The sequence below is a fragment of the Weizmannia sp. CD-2023 genome, from assembly GCF_036225245.1.
Taxonomy (GTDB): domain Bacteria; phylum Bacillota; class Bacilli; order Bacillales; family Bacillaceae_C; genus Weizmannia; species Weizmannia faecalis.
Genome location: NZ_JARTJQ010000007.1, coordinates 1 through 19,712, shown reverse-complemented (window position 1 = coordinate 19,712; position 19,712 = coordinate 1). Strand labels below are relative to the sequence as shown.

At 40.1% G+C, this 19,712-nt stretch carries 18 protein-coding genes and 1 pseudogene; 10 read left to right on the top strand and 9 right to left on the bottom strand.

The window, feature by feature from the left end:
• Positions 1–390: 390 nt before the first annotated feature.
• The 8 genes from P9687_RS01345 (at position 391) to P9687_RS01310 (ending at position 6,660) form a co-directional block, all read left to right on the top strand.
• Entirely contained in the window at positions 391–1,878 is a 1,488-nt protein-coding gene (locus tag P9687_RS01345) for a BglG family transcription antiterminator (RefSeq protein ID WP_061577614.1), read from the top strand.
• Complete coding sequence (locus P9687_RS01340; RefSeq protein WP_061577615.1) at positions 1,871–2,320, top strand: PTS sugar transporter subunit IIA; 450 nt, start codon at positions 1,871–1,873, stop codon at positions 2,318–2,320. The genes P9687_RS01345 and P9687_RS01340 overlap by 8 nt, the downstream gene beginning before the upstream one ends.
• Positions 2,321–2,350: 30 nt before the next feature.
• Positions 2,351–2,806 carry a PTS sugar transporter subunit IIA gene (locus P9687_RS01335; RefSeq protein ID WP_061577616.1) on the top strand — a complete coding sequence of 152 codons (456 nt, stop codon included), beginning with the start codon at positions 2,351–2,353 and terminating at the stop codon, positions 2,804–2,806.
• Positions 2,807–2,836: 30 nt separating this feature from the next.
• Positions 2,837–4,174: a PTS galactitol transporter subunit IIC gene (locus P9687_RS01330; RefSeq protein WP_061577617.1), complete on the top strand. Its 1,338-nt coding sequence runs from the start codon at positions 2,837–2,839 to the stop codon at positions 4,172–4,174.
• A gap of 30 nt (positions 4,175–4,204) precedes the next feature.
• Positions 4,205–4,489 (top strand): PTS sugar transporter subunit IIB, encoded by a 285-nt coding sequence (locus tag P9687_RS01325; protein WP_061577618.1) that lies wholly within the window; start codon positions 4,205–4,207, stop codon positions 4,487–4,489.
• A 76-nt stretch (positions 4,490–4,565) separates the two neighbouring features.
• Complete coding sequence (locus P9687_RS01320) at positions 4,566–5,402, top strand: class II fructose-bisphosphate aldolase (RefSeq protein ID WP_061577619.1); 837 nt, start codon at positions 4,566–4,568, stop codon at positions 5,400–5,402.
• 27 nt (positions 5,403–5,429) lie between these two features.
• Positions 5,430–6,152 carry a triose-phosphate isomerase gene (locus P9687_RS01315; RefSeq protein ID WP_061577620.1) on the top strand — a complete coding sequence of 241 codons (723 nt, stop codon included), beginning with the start codon at positions 5,430–5,432 and terminating at the stop codon, positions 6,150–6,152.
• Complete coding sequence (locus P9687_RS01310; RefSeq protein WP_061577621.1) at positions 6,139–6,660, top strand: YjbQ family protein; 522 nt, start codon at positions 6,139–6,141, stop codon at positions 6,658–6,660. The genes P9687_RS01315 and P9687_RS01310 overlap by 14 nt, the downstream gene beginning before the upstream one ends.
• 120 nt (positions 6,661–6,780) lie before the next feature.
• On the opposite strand, the gene P9687_RS01305 is transcribed toward P9687_RS01310, so the two are convergent.
• From P9687_RS01305 to P9687_RS01265, 9 genes are all read right to left on the bottom strand, one after another.
• Positions 6,781–8,376 carry a xylulokinase gene (locus tag P9687_RS01305; protein WP_168985867.1) on the bottom strand — a complete coding sequence of 532 codons (1,596 nt, stop codon included), beginning with the start codon at positions 8,374–8,376 and terminating at the stop codon, positions 6,781–6,783.
• Positions 8,377–8,520: 144 nt separating this feature from the next.
• Positions 8,521–9,171, bottom strand: coding sequence for a class II aldolase/adducin family protein (locus P9687_RS01300; RefSeq protein WP_061577623.1), 651 nt, complete (start codon positions 9,169–9,171; stop codon positions 8,521–8,523).
• Positions 9,172–9,367: 196 nt separating this feature from the next.
• Positions 9,368–11,158: an L-fucose isomerase gene (locus P9687_RS01295; RefSeq protein WP_061577624.1), complete on the bottom strand. Its 1,791-nt coding sequence runs from the start codon at positions 11,156–11,158 to the stop codon at positions 9,368–9,370.
• Positions 11,142–12,680 carry a rhamnulokinase gene (locus P9687_RS01290; protein ID WP_064505189.1) on the bottom strand — a complete coding sequence of 513 codons (1,539 nt, stop codon included), beginning with the start codon at positions 12,678–12,680 and terminating at the stop codon, positions 11,142–11,144. The genes P9687_RS01295 and P9687_RS01290 overlap by 17 nt, the downstream gene beginning before the upstream one ends.
• Positions 12,681–12,911: 231 nt before the next feature.
• On the bottom strand, positions 12,912–13,904 hold the full coding sequence (locus P9687_RS01285) for an ABC transporter substrate-binding protein (protein WP_407067037.1): 993 nt from the start codon (positions 13,902–13,904) through the stop codon (positions 12,912–12,914).
• 61 nt (positions 13,905–13,965) lie between these two features.
• Positions 13,966–14,964 carry an ABC transporter permease gene (locus P9687_RS01280; protein ID WP_061577627.1) on the bottom strand — a complete coding sequence of 333 codons (999 nt, stop codon included), beginning with the start codon at positions 14,962–14,964 and terminating at the stop codon, positions 13,966–13,968.
• A 29-nt stretch (positions 14,965–14,993) separates the two neighbouring features.
• On the bottom strand, positions 14,994–16,502 hold the full coding sequence (locus P9687_RS01275; protein WP_168985866.1) for a sugar ABC transporter ATP-binding protein: 1,509 nt from the start codon (positions 16,500–16,502) through the stop codon (positions 14,994–14,996).
• A 61-nt stretch (positions 16,503–16,563) separates the two neighbouring features.
• Positions 16,564–16,995, bottom strand: a complete 432-nt coding sequence (locus P9687_RS01270; RefSeq protein ID WP_061577639.1) for an RbsD/FucU family protein — start codon at positions 16,993–16,995, stop codon at positions 16,564–16,566.
• Between the two features lie 45 nt (positions 16,996–17,040).
• The gene (locus P9687_RS01265) at positions 17,041–18,036 is read right to left on the bottom strand and encodes a LacI family DNA-binding transcriptional regulator (protein ID WP_061577638.1); all 996 of its coding nucleotides are present in this window, start codon (positions 18,034–18,036) and stop codon (positions 17,041–17,043) included.
• Positions 18,037–18,485: 449 nt separating this feature from the next.
• Here P9687_RS01265 and P9687_RS01260 point away from each other — a divergent pair, with 449 nt between their 5' ends.
• Both P9687_RS01260 and P9687_RS01255 read left to right on the top strand, forming a co-directional pair.
• Positions 18,486–18,803, top strand: coding sequence for a helix-turn-helix domain-containing protein (locus P9687_RS01260; RefSeq protein ID WP_061577637.1), 318 nt, complete (start codon positions 18,486–18,488; stop codon positions 18,801–18,803).
• Between the two features lie 293 nt (positions 18,804–19,096).
• Positions 19,097–19,712 (top strand): annotated as a pseudogene (locus tag P9687_RS01255) (transposase); the annotation flags it as partial.

Below are 19,712 nucleotides of genomic sequence, written 5' to 3'. Positions count from 1 at the left end.
TATCAAAAATATAAACCCCCTCAAATGAGCCAAGTTTAATTAGGGCTTGCTGAACGAATCAAATTTTAGCTTGTATTCGACTTGTCACTAAGCCATACCAAAATATTCGTCCAGCAAGCTCTAATTATTTAAATTATTACATATTTAGCCGCATTTTTGGGGGGGAATAGTTAAATTATCACGAAAAATTTTTACTCCTCAGAGCTGTAATCCGTTACAATGAAATATTCTAATTTTTACCTTATGCTGACATATTTAAGTAAATTGAACCTTATTAGCAGAAGAATTTCTTTGGAATTTTTAATCTTCATATGTCCATTGCAATGGACATAAAACAGTGATTGCGTTTTCAAAAAACCATTATAATAAATGTGTGAGGTGATATTGAATATGCAGCTCAGTAGAAGAGAACAAGTGCTAGCGGACATTTTATTGCAGAAAAGCGATTATATAACTGCCGAAGAAATCGCAAATCTTGCAGGAATATCAACCAAAACAGTCTACCGGATAATTAAAAAAATGAATGACTCGTCCAGCTGTGGAGAAATAATAGAATCGTCGAGAGGGCGTGGTTATAAAATCAATTATGAGAACTACATGAAAGAGAAAAGGTTTAAGAACCGTGAATTTCTGGATTACACCCCGATTGAACGAAGAAATAGCATTATCCTGAACTTGCTATTTAAATCACCTTACTCAATCCGGCTTGAAAGACTTTATGAAAAGTACTATGTGAGCAAATCTGCAATCGAAAACGATCTTAACATTATATCGAATACGTTAAAAAAATACGGTATCAAGATGGTACACAAAGGAAAAAGCATTTCAATTATAGGAAGCGAGATTGACATTCGAAGAGCCATTAATACAACTATCTTAAAGATGAACCTATTTGATGCGGAGAATTTATATGATTTTTCATCTGACAGACACACCCTGAACCAATATGATAAGGAATTCATTATTTCTCAAATCGAAGAAATTGAACGCTCTTTAAATATGACGATTCCCTATCCCTATAATATTAATATTTTTTCTCATTTGTATATTTTAATTAACCGGTTCAGAGAAGGTAAGTTTATCGAAAATAAAGAGAACTCTGTTCATAAGGAACAACAAGAAATTATAAAGGAAAATCCGCATTTATATGCTATCGCGAAAAAAGTCATCACTGATACGAGCCATTATTTAAATGCAAAACTGTCATCGTTGGAATCAATTTATTTGTTACAGTATCTTGTTTCAACCCGATTCAATCAAGACAGAAATCTCACAGATGAACTGCCCTCTCTTGTTAAGAGAGTCACAAAATTTTATATCACAAAGTTCAATGAAATTGAACACCAAAATATCCGCTATGAGTTGGTGAAAAATGATCTTGCTAATCATATTAAACCAATGCTCAATCGAATTTACAACCATATTTATATTAAAAATAATTTATTAGATGAAATTAAATTGGAATACGGACATTTATTTAATTCAGTTGCACAAATATCTAAAAAGGTTGAAGAATATTTTCAAATTGGAAAAATCAGTGAGGATGAAAGCGGATTTATTACCTTATATTTTGCAAAATACATTGAACAAGAGCAAAAGCAGAAACGGGTACTGATCATGTGTACAAGCGGTGTCGGCACATCAGAATTGCTAAAAGTTAAAGTTCAGAAAGCTTTTCCTGAATTAGAGATCGTTGATGTTATATCCACCATAAAATATCTTCATAATGAACATCAATACACCGATGTTGACTTAATCATCACAACAGTGGACCTGAATATACAAATTGAGACACCTGTTTTGCTTGTAAGTGCCATGTTCACAAATAAGGATAAAAACCGGCTAGCAGAGTTTCTGGGAGGTATTGAGCATGGATGATGGGAAACGCGGCGCATTCAATTTAAAACTCATAACACACCGGCTATTAGCGGCAAATAAGAATGAGGCTTTGATTGAATTATCTAATGTAATGGTGGATTATAACCTTTTAAATGATAGTGGAGAATTTATCAAAGAAGTGCTCATGCGAGAAAAACAAGGAGCAACATTAATCGATCCGGAAGTTGCACTGCCCCATGGAGAATTTGAAAAACTCTCAAATTCAGCGGTTGTCATTGGATTAAGCGAGCATGGCATTCTTTGGGAACAAGACGCAGGTATGGTACGCATTGTTATATTATTAGCAATTAAAAAGAACAGCCAGCAAGATCCTGGAAAAACACTTGTAAAAAAGGTGATTGGAAAAATTGCAGATGAAAAAATCATGAAAAACTTAAAGAAGGCTGCAACCGAAAAGGATGTGATTCGTTTACTATCTTAGTAACTTTATAAAATTAGAGGAGAGTTTGATATGTATTTCGACCAAGAGATTATATTGTTCAATCAATCAGTAGAGGGCTGTGAAAATGCATTGGAATTATTGGCTGATCAATTTATGAAGAAAAAATTGGTAACGAGTTCTTTTAAAGACGGCATTTTAAAAAGGGAAAAAAATTATCCGACTGGTTTAAAAATGAATAATATAGGGATTGCCATACCTCATACAGACAGTGACAAAGTCATTCATTCCCAAGTAGGTTTTATGTCTCTTAGCAAACCTGTAAAATTCAGGGAAATGGGGAGTGAGACAGGAACAGTCGATGTCAGTATAATCTTTATGCTGGCGCTGAAAAAAGCAAATGATCAACTTAATATGCTACAAAAATTGGTATCTCTGTTTCAAGATGAACAATTGGTGACCATTCTAAGAACATGTAGCAGCAATAAACAATTTATCGAAATCATGCAACAAAAAGGTATTTATTAGCCAAATATAAATCGTTAGGGGGACTTAATAATGGAGGTTATACAATGGTTTGTTAGTTTAGGTGCAAGTGTCATGCTTCCAATATTGCTCTTTATCTTTGCTCTTATTCTTGGAATTAAACCCGGCAGAGCATTTAAAGCCGGTTTAACTGTTGGTATAGGTTTTGTAGGCCTAAACTTAGTCATCAATCTATTAACATCAAATCTGGGCCCGGCAGCTCAAGCAATGGTAAAAAATTACGACCTTCACCTCAGCTCAATTGATGTTGGCTGGCCAGCAGCATCTGCAATCGCTTACGGAACAGTATTAGGCAGTATGGCCATCCCCGTAAGCATTATTGTCAACATCATTCTCTTGTTTATTGGTATTACAAAAACATTAGACGTAGATATTTGGAATTATTGGCATGTTGCATTTACTGGATCACTCGTCTATGCCGCAACTTCAAACTTCTGGCTGGGTATTTATACCATGGTTGTACATGCCATGCTTATCTATCTCTTAGCTGATATGGGAGCAAAGACCGTTCAAAAATATTATAATCTGCCAAATATCACATTTCCACATGGGTCTTCTGCACCTGGTTTATTAGTTGCAATCCCATTGAATTGGCTATTTGACCGAATTCCTGGGATTAATAAAATCCATCTTGACCCGGAAACAGTCCAAAAACGACTAGGCATATTTGGCGATTCAACTGTCATGGGTACAATCATCGGGATCGTCATTGGATTATTGGCAAAATATTCAATAGCAAAAACCCTTCAATTAGGGATTAACACTGCTGCAGTCATGATGCTCATGCCAAGAATGGTCTCATTGTTAATGGAAGGACTAACCCCAATTTCTGAAGGAGCAAATGAATTTGTCCAAAAAAAATTCCCCGGTCGCCATTTGTATATTGGGATGGACAGTGCTCTTGCAGTAGGCCAATCTTCCGTACTTTCGTCATCATTAATTTTGGTACCGTTAACATTACTGATTGCCGTTTTCTTACCCGGAAATAAAGTATTACCATTTGGCGATTTAGCCACGATCCCTTTCATGATTGCATTAATGGCTGCCGTATTTAGGGGGGATATTTTCAGGACGGTTATTGGAGGTGCAATTAATATTGCTCTAAGTTTATATATTGCGACATGGGCCGCACCTATGATTACAAAATCTGCTATAGCAGCAAACTTTAACTTAAATGGCAGCCATTCCATCAGCGTATTAAGTGATGGCGGTGTATGGACAACTTGGATGATTGTTGGGCTGGGCAAACTGCTTAGCTGGGGTGGAATAACAATCATTGGAGTCATTGTTTTGGCAGGCTTAATTTACTTTAACAAAATCAGAAAAGATGTTGACGCGGATAATGGATAATGCAAGAGAATAATGAAGGAGGAATTGATCATGAAAAAATTATTAATTGTTTGTGGAACAGGCGTAGCGACCAGTACAGTTGTAACTGGGAAAGTAAAAGACTTTTTAAAAAAGAACGGCTTAGAAAAAAAAGTTACCTTATATCAAAGCAAAATCGCTGATGAAGTTAATCGCCTCGATGATTATGACATCGTACTCAGCACCACAATCGTTCCGGATCACTTAAAAGAAAAAGTAATTAACGGCGTACCATTATTAACAGGGATCGGCGCCGACAAAGTCTTTGAAACAATTAAGAAAGAAATAGAAAATTAAGCAATCGTTATAACCAAGGGAGGATCCAGCTCCAACCTTAGATCTTCCCTTTTAATTTAATTGGAGGTGCAAAAAGATGCTTGTGACGTCAAAAGAACTATTGGCAATTGCGAAAAAAAAGCATTTTGCCATACCCCATTTTAACTTTTGGAGCCGTGCTTCCTTATTGGCTTATTTAGACGTTGCCCAAGAATTAAAATTGCCGGTTATCCTTGCCTGTGCTGAATCCCACAGTTCGTACATGACGACGGAAGAAGCCGCAGAATTCGGTTTATACTATGCGAAAAAAGCTGATATTCCAGTTGTCTTGCACTTGGATCACGGCGTAAACCTTTCTAACATTCAATATGCGGTTGATAACGGATTTACATCAGTGATGATTGATGCTTCCCAAGAAACGTTTGCAAATAATGTGAAAAAGACAAAAGAAGTTGTAGAATATGCCCACAATAAAGGTGTGGTTGTAGAAGCAGAACTTGGCCACGTTGGCTCCGCAACGAATTATGATATTAATGATGACTCAAATTACACACAAGTAGAAGCTGCTGTCGAATTTGTAAATCAAACCAATGTTGACTCTTTAGCGGTTGCGATTGGAACAGCACATGGAACTTATAAAGGAGCTCCTCATATTAATTTTGACAGATTAAAAGAACTGTCTGCCCATGTCCCTGTCCCTCTCGTTTTACATGGAGGATCTTCATCAGGCGATGATAATCTCTCAAAAGCAACTGAACTGGGCATATGTAAAATAAATATTTTTACAGACATTACAATTGCCGCACTACAAAATACGAGAGAAAAAGAATATCAAAATTACATCCAACTGGAAAAGGATGCTTACTTAGGCATGAAAGAAATGGCAAAACATTACTACCATGTCTTTCATACTAAACGTTATAACGAAAAATAATTTAATTTGGAGGGGTGAGTCAATATAATGAAAATAAGAACACCATTCTTAGTTGTGAATCCAAAATCTTACTTATATGGAAATCAATCCTTGGATTTGGCTTTGGCCGCTGACAAGATCGCAGAGGAAACAGGACTCGAATTGTTCTTTACGTGTCCATATGCAGACATTCGGTATATAAAAGAAAATACAAAGCGCTTAATTGTTACGGCCCAACATATGGAGCCAATAAAACCAGGGCGTAGTATGGGGCATATATTGCCGGAATCGTTAAAAGAAGCCGGCGCTGAAGCCGTTTTTTTAAACCATGCTGAACATCCCATGACAATTGCAGATTTATCAAAAACGATAGAAAGAGCTCGCGAGCTAAATATGATCACCATAGTATGTGCTGATTCAGTAAATGAGGCCGTTGCACTTGCACAATTAAAGCCGAACATTCTCTTAGCAGAACCTACTGAACTAATTGGTACTGGAAAAGTTGCAGACTCTCACTATGTTATTGAAACTGTTACTAAGATCAGGAATATAGATCCAGATATATTAATAATGATCGCTTCAGGTGTGACAACTGCCGGGGATGTTTATAACGTTATTAAACTCGGATCAGATGGTACAGGAGGAACAAGCGGTATATTGAAAGCGCCTGATCCAAAAGAGCGTATTAAAGAATGGGCAAACGCAATGTTAAAAGCAGTGCAAGATAGAGAGCAGGAGCAAGTGAGGAGGTTATCCAATGACTGTTTATAAAGAACAAATTAGCTTGAAATCGCATGGAGGAAAGCCAACTTTTTTTAATATAACGCCTGCCGTAAAAGAAGCTATTAAAAATAGTAAAATTCAAAATGGCATTTGCGTCGTAATTTCTCCACACACGACTTGTTCTGTGTTTTTTGAAGAGTTTGTTCATGATTTCACTGAAAATGGCGATGAATTTCTACAAGCTGACTTAAATTATGTTCTTCAAAAAATCATTCCGGATCAAGTTGAAAAAGGCCAATATAACTATCCTGGTGAAGAGCATTATAAAGCTGTTGCTTCATGGCCGGATATCGAACAGTATATTCCAAATGGGGATCGCACAGTGCTTTTCAACTGTGACGCACACCTAAAATCAACAATAATTGGTTCCAGCGAGACATTTGAGGTTGATAGCGGGAGACTCGGAGTTGGAAAAACGGGTTATATTTATTTTGTTGATTTTGACCGTGCAAGACCACGTGAACGAAAATGTAGAGTCATTGTAATTGGTGAATAAATATTATCTTCACTCTCATTGTCGAAAAACAACAGCGCACTTCCGATCTTAATGATAAAAATAACAAGCGGTGCCTCACCCTCCAAAATTTTGCTGATTTAAAAGGTGGGCACCGCCGTCTTAGGTTAGGCTGTTTACGGCTGCTCTTTCGATCGCAAGGCCTTTGAGGTAACGTTCCATAAATTGCTCAAACCCTTTTACGTCTTTTGGATCCGGATACACTGTCCTTACAGTTTTTTCTGCAAATATATGGTCTAAATACGCTTCCAATGTTTCATCGGCCATTTTGTTAACCATATAAGACGCCAGCACAGCAATTGCCCATGCTCCACTTTCTCCTGCTGTGTCCATAACGGAAACAGGAACATTGAGCGCAGCGGCCATCATGCGCTGCCCGACACCTTCAGTCTTAAATAAGCCGCCATGCCCTACGATCTCCTTCAGTTTTACTTTTTCCTGTTTAACGAGAATATCCATTCCAATTTTTAATGCTCCCAAAGCTGTAAATAAATGTGCTCGCATAAAATTAGCGAGGGTAAAATGGCTGTCCGGCGAACGAACAAACAATGGCCGTCCTTCTTTAAAATGAGTCATATGTTCACCGGACAAATAACCATAAGCAAGCAAACCGCTACAATCCGGATCACCTTTTAGTGCCAAACCATACAAAGTTTTGTACAACGTATTTGTATCTATATCCACCCCTATTACGTCGGTGAATTCTTTAAATAACCCGACCCATGCATCCAAATCCGATGTGCAATTATTAGAATGAGCCATAGCAACCAAATGACCTGCAGGGGTCGTTACAAGGTCAATTTCCGGATATACTTTGGAAAGCTCTTCTTCCAGGACAACCATAGCAAATACGGAAGTTCCGGCAGAAACATTCCCGGTATGGCGAGCAATGCTATTGGTTGCAACCATCCCAGTTCCTGCATCGCCTTCCGGTGGACAAAGAGGGATACCCGCTCCCAACTCTCCCGCAGGATCCAAAAGCTTTGCTCCTTCTTCCGTTAATACACTGGCTTTTTCTCCAGCTACCAAAACTTGGGGCAGAATATCTTCAAGTTGCCAAGGCAGATCTTCAGATGCGATTGCTTCATTAAATTGACGGATCATCGTTTGGTTGAAATCTTTTGTATTCAAATCAATTGGAAATACCCCGGATGCCTCACCAATACCCATAACCCTCCTGCCGGTCAATTTCCAGTGAATATAACCGGCTAAAGTTGTGATGTAATCAAAGTTCGCAACATGCTCTTCTCCGTTTAAGATAGCTTGATACAAGTGAGCAATACTCCATCTTTGAGGAATAGGATAGTTAAAAAGTTTTGTAAGCCTTTTTGAAGCCTGCTCTGTAATATTGTTTCGCCATGTTCGGAAAGGCACCAAGAGCACCCCATCTTTATCAAAAGCCATATAGCCGTGCATCATCCCGCTGATACCGATTGCACCAACTGTTTTCAGTGTAACATGATAATTCTTTTCTACCTGAGCAGCCATTTTTTGATAGCATTCCTGTATGCCCCGCCAAATATCATCTATGCTGTATGTCCAAATATCGTTCAAGTATTGATTCTCCCAATCATGGCTGCCAGATGCGAGAGGTTGATGATCTTCTCCAATGAGAACAGCCTTCATTCTGGTGGAACCTAGCTCTATGCCAAGTGCTGTATGACCGTTTTGAATGGATTTTTTAACATTAAGGCCCATATCCTCTTCCTCCCCTTTCATGTAGAAACACCGATGAGGGTTTCTGCATTTTATTTAATCCGGTGTATACGCAATACTTGAATGCTTCAAAGCCAAGCCGGATCTCAAACTGCTGCATCACGGAGTTACTCCAAGCCTTGTTCCCTACATCCCATAAAACGAGCGCAAATTCACTAACTCTTCAATACGATTTTTAGGCAATTCCCTTTCACCATTGAGCATTCTGGTAATAAATGTTAACTTTGCGGTATACTCTAAACGTTCCATATTTAAATAAGCCGCCATCACATCTTTCCCCCAGGTTAAAGCCCCATGACTTTCTAATAATACCGCTTGTTTATTTCCTAAAAAGGGTTCAATAGAGTCAGGAATTTCCTCAGTCGAAGGCGTGCCATATTTCGCCAGCGGAATTTCCCCCATAGCAATAACTGATTCCGGCATCATCATTTTATCTAGAACTTCGCCTTTAATTGCAAAAGCTGTCCCAAAAGGCGGGTGGGCATGAACCACTCCATTCATTTCCGGCAAACGGCGATAAACTCTCAGATGCATTTTCAATTCGGTAGAAGGGCGGTATCCTTCCTTCGCCTCAACAATTTCCCCCTCTAAAGTCACTTTTACCAGTTTTTCCGGAGTCAAATATCCCTTACTGACACCAGTTGGCGTTGCAATCACTTCATTTTCTGATAAACGCGCGGAGATATTTCCGTCATTGGCTGCTACATAATCTTTGTTAAATAAATTTCTACCGATATCACATATAAGTTCACGCAGTTCTTTTTCACTGTATTTCATTATGAAATGCTCCTTTCATAAAAACCAAAAAGATCAACATACAATGGCACTTTGGCAAAGCTTAAACTTTGGCACAACTTCATTTGGTTCGAACCGTTATTTCTCTACCTTCGCGAAAATTTTTTCTTTCAAGTTCGCAATATATAGGCAAGGTGTCTTAAAAAGATGATCTTCTTTTTAAGACACCTGTTTCATTCTATCGATATAACGGGCCAAAATTTTGGCAAGCCCGATAATCTGCTGCTTCAGGGTCTTTTGTTCCAAACATCGCCCAGGCGCTTGGCCTGAAAATCTTCTTTTCACTCACATTGTGCATATTTACAGGAATTCTAAGCATAGAAGCCAATGTCATTAAGTCGCTGCCAATGTGCCCGTAGCTCATCACGCAATGATTGGCTCCCCAATGATTCATGACAGTGTAGACATCTTTGAATGCGCCTTCTCCAGTAAGGTTGGGAACAAACCAAGTCGTTGGCCAAGTAGGGTCTGTACGATTGTCTAAAATATCGTGAACTTTTTCCGGCAATTCAATGGTGTACCCTTCTGCAATTTGCAATACCGGCCCCAATCCCTTAATAAGATTGATTCGAAGGATGGTTACAGGCATATTGCCTTTTGTTAGAAAGTCGCTGGAGAAGCCGCCGCCGCGGAAATATCCTGTCGCTGCCGGCCGCCAAGAAGTTGCTGCCAAGCATTTTTGCACTTCTTCTTCAGTAATGTCCCAGAACGGCTTCATTGCCGGTTTTCCTTCTCTTGTTTGTTCTCCCGTCCCGTCAAGTGCGGCAGACCCGGAGTTGATCAGGTGAATAAAACCTTCAGATGCCAATCCCTCCGGTTTATATCCCGTCACACGTTCTACAGCATCAGGACTCCAGTACGTCCGGACGTCGGCGAAAATTTGCGCTGAGTTAGTTAACAGATGTCCAAAAAGCATGGATACAGCGTTTAAACTATCATTTTCTGTTGCCATGATGTAAGGAGGACGAATCCCGTCCCAGTCGAACGAGGAATTCAAAATGGTTTCCATAAAATCCCCATTTGGAAAATGGTCTGTCCACTGGCGCTGTCCCTGAAAGCCGGCAGCAATCGCGTTATGCCCCAAAGCCTCCTCACCGAACCCTATTTGGTTTAGTTTCGGGTTCCCAACCATTAAGTCACGGGCAATGAGCGCCATTTTAACACTGACTTCCCAATCTCTATCCTTTTGCTCCCGGGTTCTCTGCATGTGTTCCGGATTATGATCCGGTCCTTCAGGGCAGTTTTCTTTAACCCATTTTAAAGCACGAATGTACTCTTCCTTATCATAAATTTCCTCATCCATACGCCTTACAAATTCAGACATATCAACATATTCATTTCTCATTCCCAAATATTCCTGGAAGAAATCCGGATTAACCGTACTGCCGGCAATTCCCATTGATACAGATCCGATGGACAAATAGGACTTTCCTTTCAAGGTTGCAACAACCAGTCCGGCTTTGGCAAATTGCAATAATTTTTCCTGTACATCTTCCGGAATTGTAGCATCATCCAAGTCTTGAACATCTTTGCCATAAATGCCAAAAGCGGGAATACCCTTTTGATTATGGGCGGCTAATACGGCTGCCAAATATACGGCCCCCGGGCGTTCTGTGCCATTAAATCCCCATACAGCTTTTGGAATTTCAGGCGTCATATCCATCGTTTCCGATCCATAGCACCAGCATGGCGTGACAGTAATGGAAAGCCCCACACCTTCTTCTGCAAATTTTGCGGCTGTCTGGGCTGCTTCTGCTACTCCGCCAATACAAGTATCGGCAATGACACATTCAACGGGTTCACCGTTATAATGGCGAAGGTTATCCGTTAACAATTTGGCAACCGATTTAGCCATATTCATCGTCACATCTTCTAAAGACTCGCGTATTCCCTTTCTTCTTCCATCAATAGCCGGCCTGATCCCCACTTTCGGCAATTTTCCAAAAAATCTATTATTTACTGTTTTCATGATAATGCCTCCTCGCATTGGTATTCAACAGATCTATAAAGCGGCCATATGCTTCCTGCCATTCAAATAGATCCTGAGGTTCATAGATTTTAAGAGGAAATGAATTCCGGACCATTTCACGCCCTTCAGTTAGATTCTTTATTTCCCCGAGGGCTATCCATTGTGTTAATGCATTGCCAATCGCACTTGCTTCAACAGGCCCGGCTACGACCGGGCGATTGGCTGCATTTGCGATGAATTGACAAAATAACTCATTTTGAATGCCTCCGCCTCCCATATGAATGGTGCCAATTTGCCGGCCTGTTAAATGTTCCAACTTTTCTACAACCCAACGACATTTCAGCGACAAGCTAACCAGAATAGAGCGAAGATATTCCCCTGGTTTTTCAGGGGGCTGCTGACCGGAATGGATACAAAAATTCCTGATTTGCGTTGGCATATGAATCGGGTTAAAGAAACTTGGATCATCCGGATCGATTAAACTGGTAAACGCGGCAGCATTCCGAATAAGCCGGTCCTCTTCTTCATAGGTAAAGTGCATACCTTCTTTTGCCCATGCTGCCCTGCATTCCTGGATAAGCCACATCCCCATCATGTTTTTGAGAAGGCGTACTGCTCCATCGGCTGTCCCTTCGTTTGTAAACCCCCACTCTAGCGCCTCGTCACAAATCACAGGGGCCTTTACTTGCACACCTATTAAAGTCCATGTACCGCAACTTATAAAAACGGCATGATCCAATTTAATCGGCAAGGCGGCATAGGCACAAGCCGTATCATGCCCCGCACCGGATATCACTTGAACGGGGCCGGTAGCGCATTCATGTTGAATAGATGCACGGATTGGCCCAAGGATGGTTCCGGGCATGACAATATCAGGAAACATTTCCGCCGAAAGTTCCAATTTCTTTACTAATTCAATGTCCCAGTTACGGTTCTGAATGTTAAGCAAAGACGTAGTTGAACTAATCGTGTATTCACTTGCCTTTACACCGGAAAAAAAGTAGTTAATTAAATTGGGTGTCAATAATAGTGTTTTTGCTCTGTCCAAAAGTTCGGGATGGTTGTATTTCATTGTATAAAGCTGACAAATCGTATTGATCGCTGCCGGCTGCACCCCGGTTCTGGCAAATAAAGTTTTTTCCGGTATAACCTTTTCCATTTCCCTTAAACTGTCCTGTGAACGATAGTCCCGGTAAGAGTACGGGTTGCCGACCAACTCACCTGTATCCGAAATCAGCCCAAAATCTACTCCCCATGTGTCAACCGACATTCCCTCAATGGACCGGTATCCTTTGTGAATACTCTTTTCCATCCCTTTTTTCATTTCCTGAAAAATTCGCAGGATATCCCAATAATAGTGACCGGTTAAATGAACGGGATGGTTAGAAAAACGATGAATTTCTTCTAGGTAAATTTTCTCCCCGTCAAATTCACTTACCATCAACCTGCCGTTGGATGCCCCCAAATCAAAAGCCCACACACGATTCACGAATCCACCCCCCTTTAGATTACTTTTTAGCATTCCGCTACACTCGGCATGAACGGCTTGATTTTCAGGTGTCACCCATTTCAACTCTGCATTTAATATCAGTTGCTTTAAAAGCGAGTTCGGCAAGGGCTGGCATGGGATATAAAGCTCTTACACCCACGCCAATCCTTCAACCTTTTCTCTCCAGGAAAAAAGGTATCTGACTGTTTTCATTCCCCGTGAGCGTTTCATTGTAAAGGTCTCTTAAACATCCAAACCAGCATTTTATTGATAAAGAAGCGGTTTGATTTTTTTGCTGTCCATATTTGATTTGTCATACCAATAGAAACCGGTATCGATTGTTTTCGGCACTTTTTGTCCTTTAAGCACTTTAACTGCAGCCTCAACTGTTGCATATCCGATACCAATTGGATTCTGGGTAATTGCCCCAGCCTCAATACCATTTTTTATAGCGTCGAGTTGTTGTTTCCCAGCATCAAAGCCAACGACGGTTATCCCTTTTTTGCCTGTTTCGCTGATCGCATTATCAATCCCAATTGCAGAGTTTTCATTTGTTCCATAAAAACCTTTTAATTTGGGATGCGATTGCATAATTGCTTTAGCAGCATCGGTTGATTTAAGAATGTCCGAATCCCCATACTGAATATCAACTATCTTAATTTTCGGATACTTTTTCTTGATTTCATTCACAAATCCGTCCCGGCGATCTACACCCGTTTTACTCGTCTGGTCGTGCGCGACAACCGCGACTTCTCCTTTTTTTCCAATTAATTCAGCCAGCTTATCTGCAGCAAGTGCCCCTGCAGCTTTATTATTTGTTGCGGCCGTCGTTACCGGAATATTGCCCTCGACCCCTGAATCAAAAGCTATAATCGGGATGTTTCTGCTTTTGGCCTGCTGCAAATAAGACATCGCTGCCTTGGTGTCCAAAGCGGCAAAGCCAATAGCATCCGGATTTTTGTTAAGTGCATTGTGAAGCATATTCACTTGTTGGTCTACTTGCGATTCATTATCCGGGCCATCAAACGTAATCTTTACATTGTATTTTGCGGCTGCCTGATCCGCACCTTTTTTAACTGCCTGCCAATACTGCTGCGAAAATCCCTTAGAAATGATGGCAATATAAGGCTTACCGGATTTTTTTGCGCTTTCTCCCTTCCCTTCCGATTTACTGCTCGTCTGATTTGAAGAACATGCACCAAGAACCAAGGATAATACAAGCGCGATTGAGACGAAAATACCTGGCTTTTTCAAAATGATTCCCCCTTAAAATGAAAGTGAAGTGATATATGAATTTCCTTTGAAATTAGTACCTGTATTATTTCGATTTTTTGTTACGCAATGTATCACTATAAACGGCTAAAATGATGACAATCCCGACTACAACCGTTTGCCATTGGTCTGGCACTGACAAAATTTGCAAACCATTTGTTAAGACACTCATAATTAATGCCCCAATAACCGTACCAAGGATGGTTCCGGTACCGCCACTTAATGAGGTTCCCCCTATGACAACAGCTGCAATGGCCTGCAACTCATATCCTTCGCCTAATGCCGGTTGTGCAGAATCTAAACGGGATGCCATTACAATTCCTGCAATCCCGGTAAAAACCCCAGCAAGCATGTAGATCATGATTTTCCATTTGTTAACGTTTACACCGGAAAGGCGGGTTGCTTCTTCATTGCTGCCCAATGCAAATGTATATCTCCCAAGAACGGTTTTACTTAAAATCAGGCTTGCAATGATGGCCATTACAAAAAAGATAAGAACTGCATTTGGAATCCCCGGAATAAGCGTCCCCATGGCCATCTTTTGAAAGCCTGGTTTAGGAGAAAAATAGATAGGGGAAGCGTTCGTAATCACAAGAGATAAGCCCTTTGCCACCATCATCATGGCTAATGTTGCAATAAAAGGCGGAATTTTCATTTTTGCAATCGCAAGGCCAGAGATAAGCCCGGCCACAGCCCCAGTTAAAATACCGCCCAAAATACCCAGCCAAATCGGAAATCCGTGCTGAATCGTAAAGACACCGGCCATGACTGATGATAAAGTCATGACTGTACCGCATGATAAGTCAATCCCGCTAGTAACAATAATCATCGTGGCACCTAAAGCAAGAATGCCTGTGACAGCCGTTGACAAAAGGATTCCTACAATATTATCAAACTGGTAGAAATTTGATGAAGCGACTGAAAAGAAAAGAAAAAGTACGATTAAACTTGCAAATGCCAGAATTTGCTGTAACAAACTGGAATTGATTTTATTCTTTTTCATTTTCTTTCCAGCAGGCAGTTCCGCCGTTTTTTGAATTTCCATTTGTCATTCACCCCTTTAAAATTTGAATATCATGAGCTGATTCGTTTTGTAGCAAGAGCCATGATGGATTCCTGTGTAGCGTTTTTATCATTTTCCAATTTACCGGTAATTCTGCCCTCGCACATGACAATAATCCGGTGGCTTAATCTCAAGATTTCAGGAAGCTCCGAGGAGATCATCATAATGGATTTTCCTTGTTGGGCCAGTTCATCCAGCAACCTGTAGATTTCATCTTTTGCCCCGATATCAATCCCGCGTGTCGGTTCATCAAATATGAAAATATCCGTATCCCGGGTCAGCCATTTTCCGATAATCACTTTTTGCTGGTTGCCTCCTGAAAGATTCTTCACCGTTTGCTTAATGGATGGTGTTTTAATCCGTAATCTTTGGACCATTTTTTCAGACTGTTGTTTCATCTTTGGAGCATTTATCCACCCAAGCGGCCTTTGAAAATCCTTCATGGATGCCATCACAATATTGGTTTTCACATCCATATCCACCATTAATCCAAATTGTTTTCTGTCTTCTGAGAGATAGCCAATTCCATGGTTTACAGCATCTTCAGGGCTGTTAATCTGCACTTTCTGCCCTTTTATAAAAATTTCACCTGAATCCAAGCGGTCTGCCCCGAAAATGGCCCGGGCAACTTCTGTCCTTCCAGCTCCCATCAAACCGGCAAAACCAAGAATTTCACCTTTATGAAGGCTAAAGCTTACATCTTTAATGGCTCTGCCCCTGTTTAAATTTTTTACTTCAAGGACAACTTCTTTGCTGCTTTGTTTGATTGCCGGCTTTCGATTATAATCAATTTTTCTTCCAACCATCATTCCGATAATTTGATCAATGGTTGCATCTTTCGTATTTAATGTGCCGACATATGTGCCATCCCGCATGATGGATAGGCGGTCGGTAATTTTTTGAAGCTCTTCCATCCGGTGCGAGATGTAAATCACGCCGACACCATCTGCACGCAATTTCCTGATCATCACAAACAATGCTTCAATTTCAGCATCGGTTAAAGCAGCAGTGGGTTCATCCATGATTAATACTTTTGAATCAAAAGACAGTGCCTTCGCGATTTCAACCATCTGTTGCTTTGCAACTGTCAAATTCCCTACAAGTTCACGTGGGTTTAAATTTATATTCAACCTGTCGAACAATTTTTGGGCTTCGTTATTTAATTTTTTCTCATCAAGGAAAAGCCCTAAAGATCCTTTTGGCTCTCTCCCGATAAAGATATTTTGGGCAACTGTTAAGTGCGGTGCTAGGTTGAGTTCCTGATGAATCATACTGATTCCCAGTTTTTGTGCTTCTCTTATGTCCTTTACTTCAATTTGCTCTCCTAAATACTCAATCGTGCCTTCATCTTTTTGATAAATCCCTGTGAGGATCTTCATCAACGTAGATTTTCCCGCCCCATTTTCTCCAAGAAGGGCATGAACCTCTCCCTCATACAAGTCAAATCGGACGTTGGATAGCGCTTTCACTCCAGGAAAAGTTTTACTAATGCCTTCCATTTTCAGCAGCAGATTCCCCATCATTCCACCTTCTTTTTTGGTATTTTGAGAAAATAATTTGCAAAGTATAACTCAAAATGACTTAATCAGCCACAACCCCCTTTTTAAGGATAATGTTTGCATAAAGCGCTTTTTCAGTTGTTGCTACAATGGCATAGGCTTGTTTTGCCCGCTCATAAAATTTAAACCTGTCCACCATTTCAAATGACGTAAAAGGTTGGCCGGATTTTCGAATCAAAGATTTGTATTCATCCCAAATGGATGGCTTAACAGGATCATGTTCATCAACTGCCATCAGTGTGGCAGAATAAGAACTGTAAGTATCCAAAGGAAAGAATGGTAAGATTGCTTCTAATAATTCTGTGACATTGTGGCCATCATACCGAATTAATTTTGTTGCATGGGATGCAGCAGGAAAATTTCCATCTGCAATCACAATTTCATCCCCATGCCCCATTTCCAACAGGATCTTCATTAAATCCGGGCCGATTATTTTTGGTATTCCTTTTAACACTTCTCCATCTCCTTTTCGTTTCTACGGCTGCTTATTGCATAAATTTTATTTGCTTACAACTAATTCCGGCTGAAATATTTCCGTAAAGGGCCCTTCTTCCTGGTTTAAGCGTTTCAATAGGATATTCCCTGTCCTCTCCCCCATTTCATAAGGTTTATGAACCAATGATATAATCCCAGACGATTTTAATAATTTGGCTGCTTCAAGGTCGCCATAGGAAGCTACAACCATATCTTCCGGTACAGAATATCCTTTTCTTGTCAATTCAAGCAAAACGCCGAATGTCATTTCATTGTTAAAGGACAAAATAGCAGTGGGTTTTTGGGGGAAATTAAGAAAATAATCAACTGCTTTTATTCCGTCCTCTTGGGTGAAGGAACCGTTAAAAATATACTTTGTATCTATCTCAAGCCCATATTCTTGCATCGCCTTCCTAAATCCGTCATATCGTTCCCTCCCTGTGCTGACATTTAGCAGTCCGTTTACCACGCCAATAGACTGATGCCCCTGGTTTATAAGAAAACGGGTTAACTCATAAGTGCTTTCAAAATTATTTTCTGTTACAGAATCCAATTCTTGCCCCTCAACATCAAAAGTTCTATCAACCAATACAACTGGCAACCCGGATTGGCAAATTTCCTTCACTTTTTCTTCATTACTGCCAGCCGTAGCCAATACGATCGCGTCCACCCTTTGTTCAACCAACAGCTGCAAAAGATTCTTTTCTTTTTGAGGGTTTTCGTTACTGCTACAGAAAATCAGATTGTAACCCTTTTCCTGAACGGTATCTTCAATCCCCTTTGCGATCGTCATATAATACATGTTTGTAATATCTGGGATCACAACACCAATGGTATTCGTCTTATCCTGCTTTAAACTTCTGGCAATTGCGTTTGGCTGGTAATTCAGTTTCTTTACCGCTAAGTAAACACGTTGCTTAATCTCTTCACTAACGAACCCGCTTTCATTTAACACCCGGGATACAGTGGCTGTAGAAACATTTGCTTCCAATGCAACATCTTTGATTGTAGATTTCACCATTTTAATCACCTGGAAAAGTAATCGTTTACTTATAGGAAAATTTTTGTGTAAACGATTACTTAATCGTTTACATTTTGTGCCACTATTAGGGGCACCAACCACCGCTTACTAAATTTTGGCGATAATCAGTTATCGCAGTCTCTCCTCTAAAGGGACATAGCTCTTGGATAGGACCTGTTGAATTTCTGATTAAAAGATCGGCAATCCATCCATGATGAGAACAGAAATGATGCAACAACAGTTTCCTTTTTGCGGATGTCATAGGAGTTGAAGAAATCGGAAACGAGATGCCAAAAGTTATGACTTTTGAAGGAATTTCTATTTGATTTGTATTATATTCCGCTAATAACGTATTGTCAATATAAAAATACGTTATTTGTGTATTATTTTGTTGAATTTTTCCTGCCTAGCCAGCTCGATCAATATATAATGGCAATAGGTGATAATCAGTGGACATCGGGATCCGAATTAAAAATATAAGAACAGCTAAAGGCTTGCGAGGCAATGAAGTAGCCAAAAAAGCTTTCATCTCACAGTCTTATCTGAGCGACATTGAAAATGGCAGGACTACCCCTTCTTTAGACAAACTTTCAACCATTTGTGATGCCCTTGAAATTTCACTGGCTGAATTCTTCGGCTATGAATCCAAATTATCTGCTGATATGATACGGTTGTTAGACAACATGCAAAAGCTGACTGAAGAAGAGCGGAGGCATTTATCGGATTTTCTTGAGGCTTTTTTAAAGCGGAGTTCCGGAAATCCATAATGCTAAAAAAATAGCGGCATTATGCCGCTATTTTTTCAACTGTATCTAACCCTTTTATTCACTAATGACATTCCTTTAACTTTCCGGGCTGTTTCCGGCTGAACTATCGCTGGATGCTTCTTAGGAAAAATACCCGAATTTCACCTTCAAGTCCTCTGCCATTTCGTTTTTAGGGCTTGCTGAATAAACAAAAATTCCAGATTTGACAAGGATTTTGGCCACTTTTGTCGAATATAAAGTGTAAGGATTTTATAGGAAACGTGTAAAAAACCTTGCACTTGGAGGCCGTTACGATGTACAAAAAGACTGAACATCAATTAACTTTTGTAGAAGATTTTTTTCTACCATTCGGTGGAAAATTAAATAAAGAAAATCGCTGGGTCCGTCTTGCTGAATTAATCCCTTGGTGGAAGGCTGAAGAAAAGTATGCCAAGTCCTTCAAGAAAAAGTTCAAAGGTGAAAAGGCTTATTCTGTCAGAGTTGCTCTTGGGGCTCTCTATATCAAAGAACGGCTTGGGCTATCTGACCGGGAAACAGTCGAACAGATCACGGAAAACCCGTATCTTCAGTATTTTATCGGGTTGCCTGAATTCCAGGAAAAAGCCCCATTCGATCATTCTCTGATGACTCGTTTTAGAAAACGTTTGGGTGCAAACATTATCAATGAACTGAATGAATGGATTGTTCTGGAAGAACAAGAACGCCAATCGGAAGAAGCATCTAAGGAAAATGACAACGATGATGATAATCAACCTTCCGGTTCTGCTTCGGAATAGAATTCAACTGTATAAGCGTCTCCTAAAATGAAGAACAAAGGAAAGCTCATTCTGGACGCCACCTGTGCACCGGCTAAGATTGCTTACCCTACTGACCAGGGGCTATTGAACGAAGCTCGTGAGAAACTGGAAC

What these genes read in the sequence shown, in the direction of transcription:
- P9687_RS01345 (WP_061577614.1), top strand. Translation starts at nt 391, where the DNA reads ATGCAGCTCAGTAGAAGAGAACAAGTGCTAGCGGACATTTTATTGCAG.
- P9687_RS01340 (WP_061577615.1), top strand. Translation starts at nt 1,871, where the DNA reads ATGGATGATGGGAAACGCGGCGCATTCAATTTAAAACTCATAACACAC.
- P9687_RS01335 (WP_061577616.1), top strand. Translation starts at nt 2,351, where the DNA reads ATGTATTTCGACCAAGAGATTATATTGTTCAATCAATCAGTAGAGGGC.
- P9687_RS01330 (WP_061577617.1), top strand. Translation starts at nt 2,837, where the DNA reads ATGGAGGTTATACAATGGTTTGTTAGTTTAGGTGCAAGTGTCATGCTT.
- P9687_RS01325 (WP_061577618.1), top strand. Translation starts at nt 4,205, where the DNA reads ATGAAAAAATTATTAATTGTTTGTGGAACAGGCGTAGCGACCAGTACA.
- P9687_RS01320 (WP_061577619.1), top strand. Translation starts at nt 4,566, where the DNA reads ATGCTTGTGACGTCAAAAGAACTATTGGCAATTGCGAAAAAAAAGCAT.
- P9687_RS01315 (WP_061577620.1), top strand. Translation starts at nt 5,430, where the DNA reads ATGAAAATAAGAACACCATTCTTAGTTGTGAATCCAAAATCTTACTTA.
- P9687_RS01310 (WP_061577621.1), top strand. Translation starts at nt 6,139, where the DNA reads ATGACTGTTTATAAAGAACAAATTAGCTTGAAATCGCATGGAGGAAAG.
- P9687_RS01305 (WP_168985867.1), bottom strand. Translation starts at nt 8,376, where the DNA reads ATGGGCCTTAATGTTAAAAAATCCATTCAAAACGGTCATACAGCACTT.
- P9687_RS01300 (WP_061577623.1), bottom strand. Translation starts at nt 9,171, where the DNA reads ATGAAATACAGTGAAAAAGAACTGCGTGAACTTATATGTGATATCGGT.
- P9687_RS01295 (WP_061577624.1), bottom strand. Translation starts at nt 11,158, where the DNA reads ATGAAAACAGTAAATAATAGATTTTTTGGAAAATTGCCGAAAGTGGGG.
- P9687_RS01290 (WP_064505189.1), bottom strand. Translation starts at nt 12,680, where the DNA reads ATGCTAAAAAGTAATCTAAAGGGGGGTGGATTCGTGAATCGTGTGTGG.
- P9687_RS01280 (WP_061577627.1), bottom strand. Translation starts at nt 14,964, where the DNA reads ATGGAAATTCAAAAAACGGCGGAACTGCCTGCTGGAAAGAAAATGAAA.
- P9687_RS01275 (WP_168985866.1), bottom strand. Translation starts at nt 16,502, where the DNA reads ATGGGGAATCTGCTGCTGAAAATGGAAGGCATTAGTAAAACTTTTCCT.
- P9687_RS01265 (WP_061577638.1), bottom strand. Translation starts at nt 18,036, where the DNA reads ATGGTGAAATCTACAATCAAAGATGTTGCATTGGAAGCAAATGTTTCT.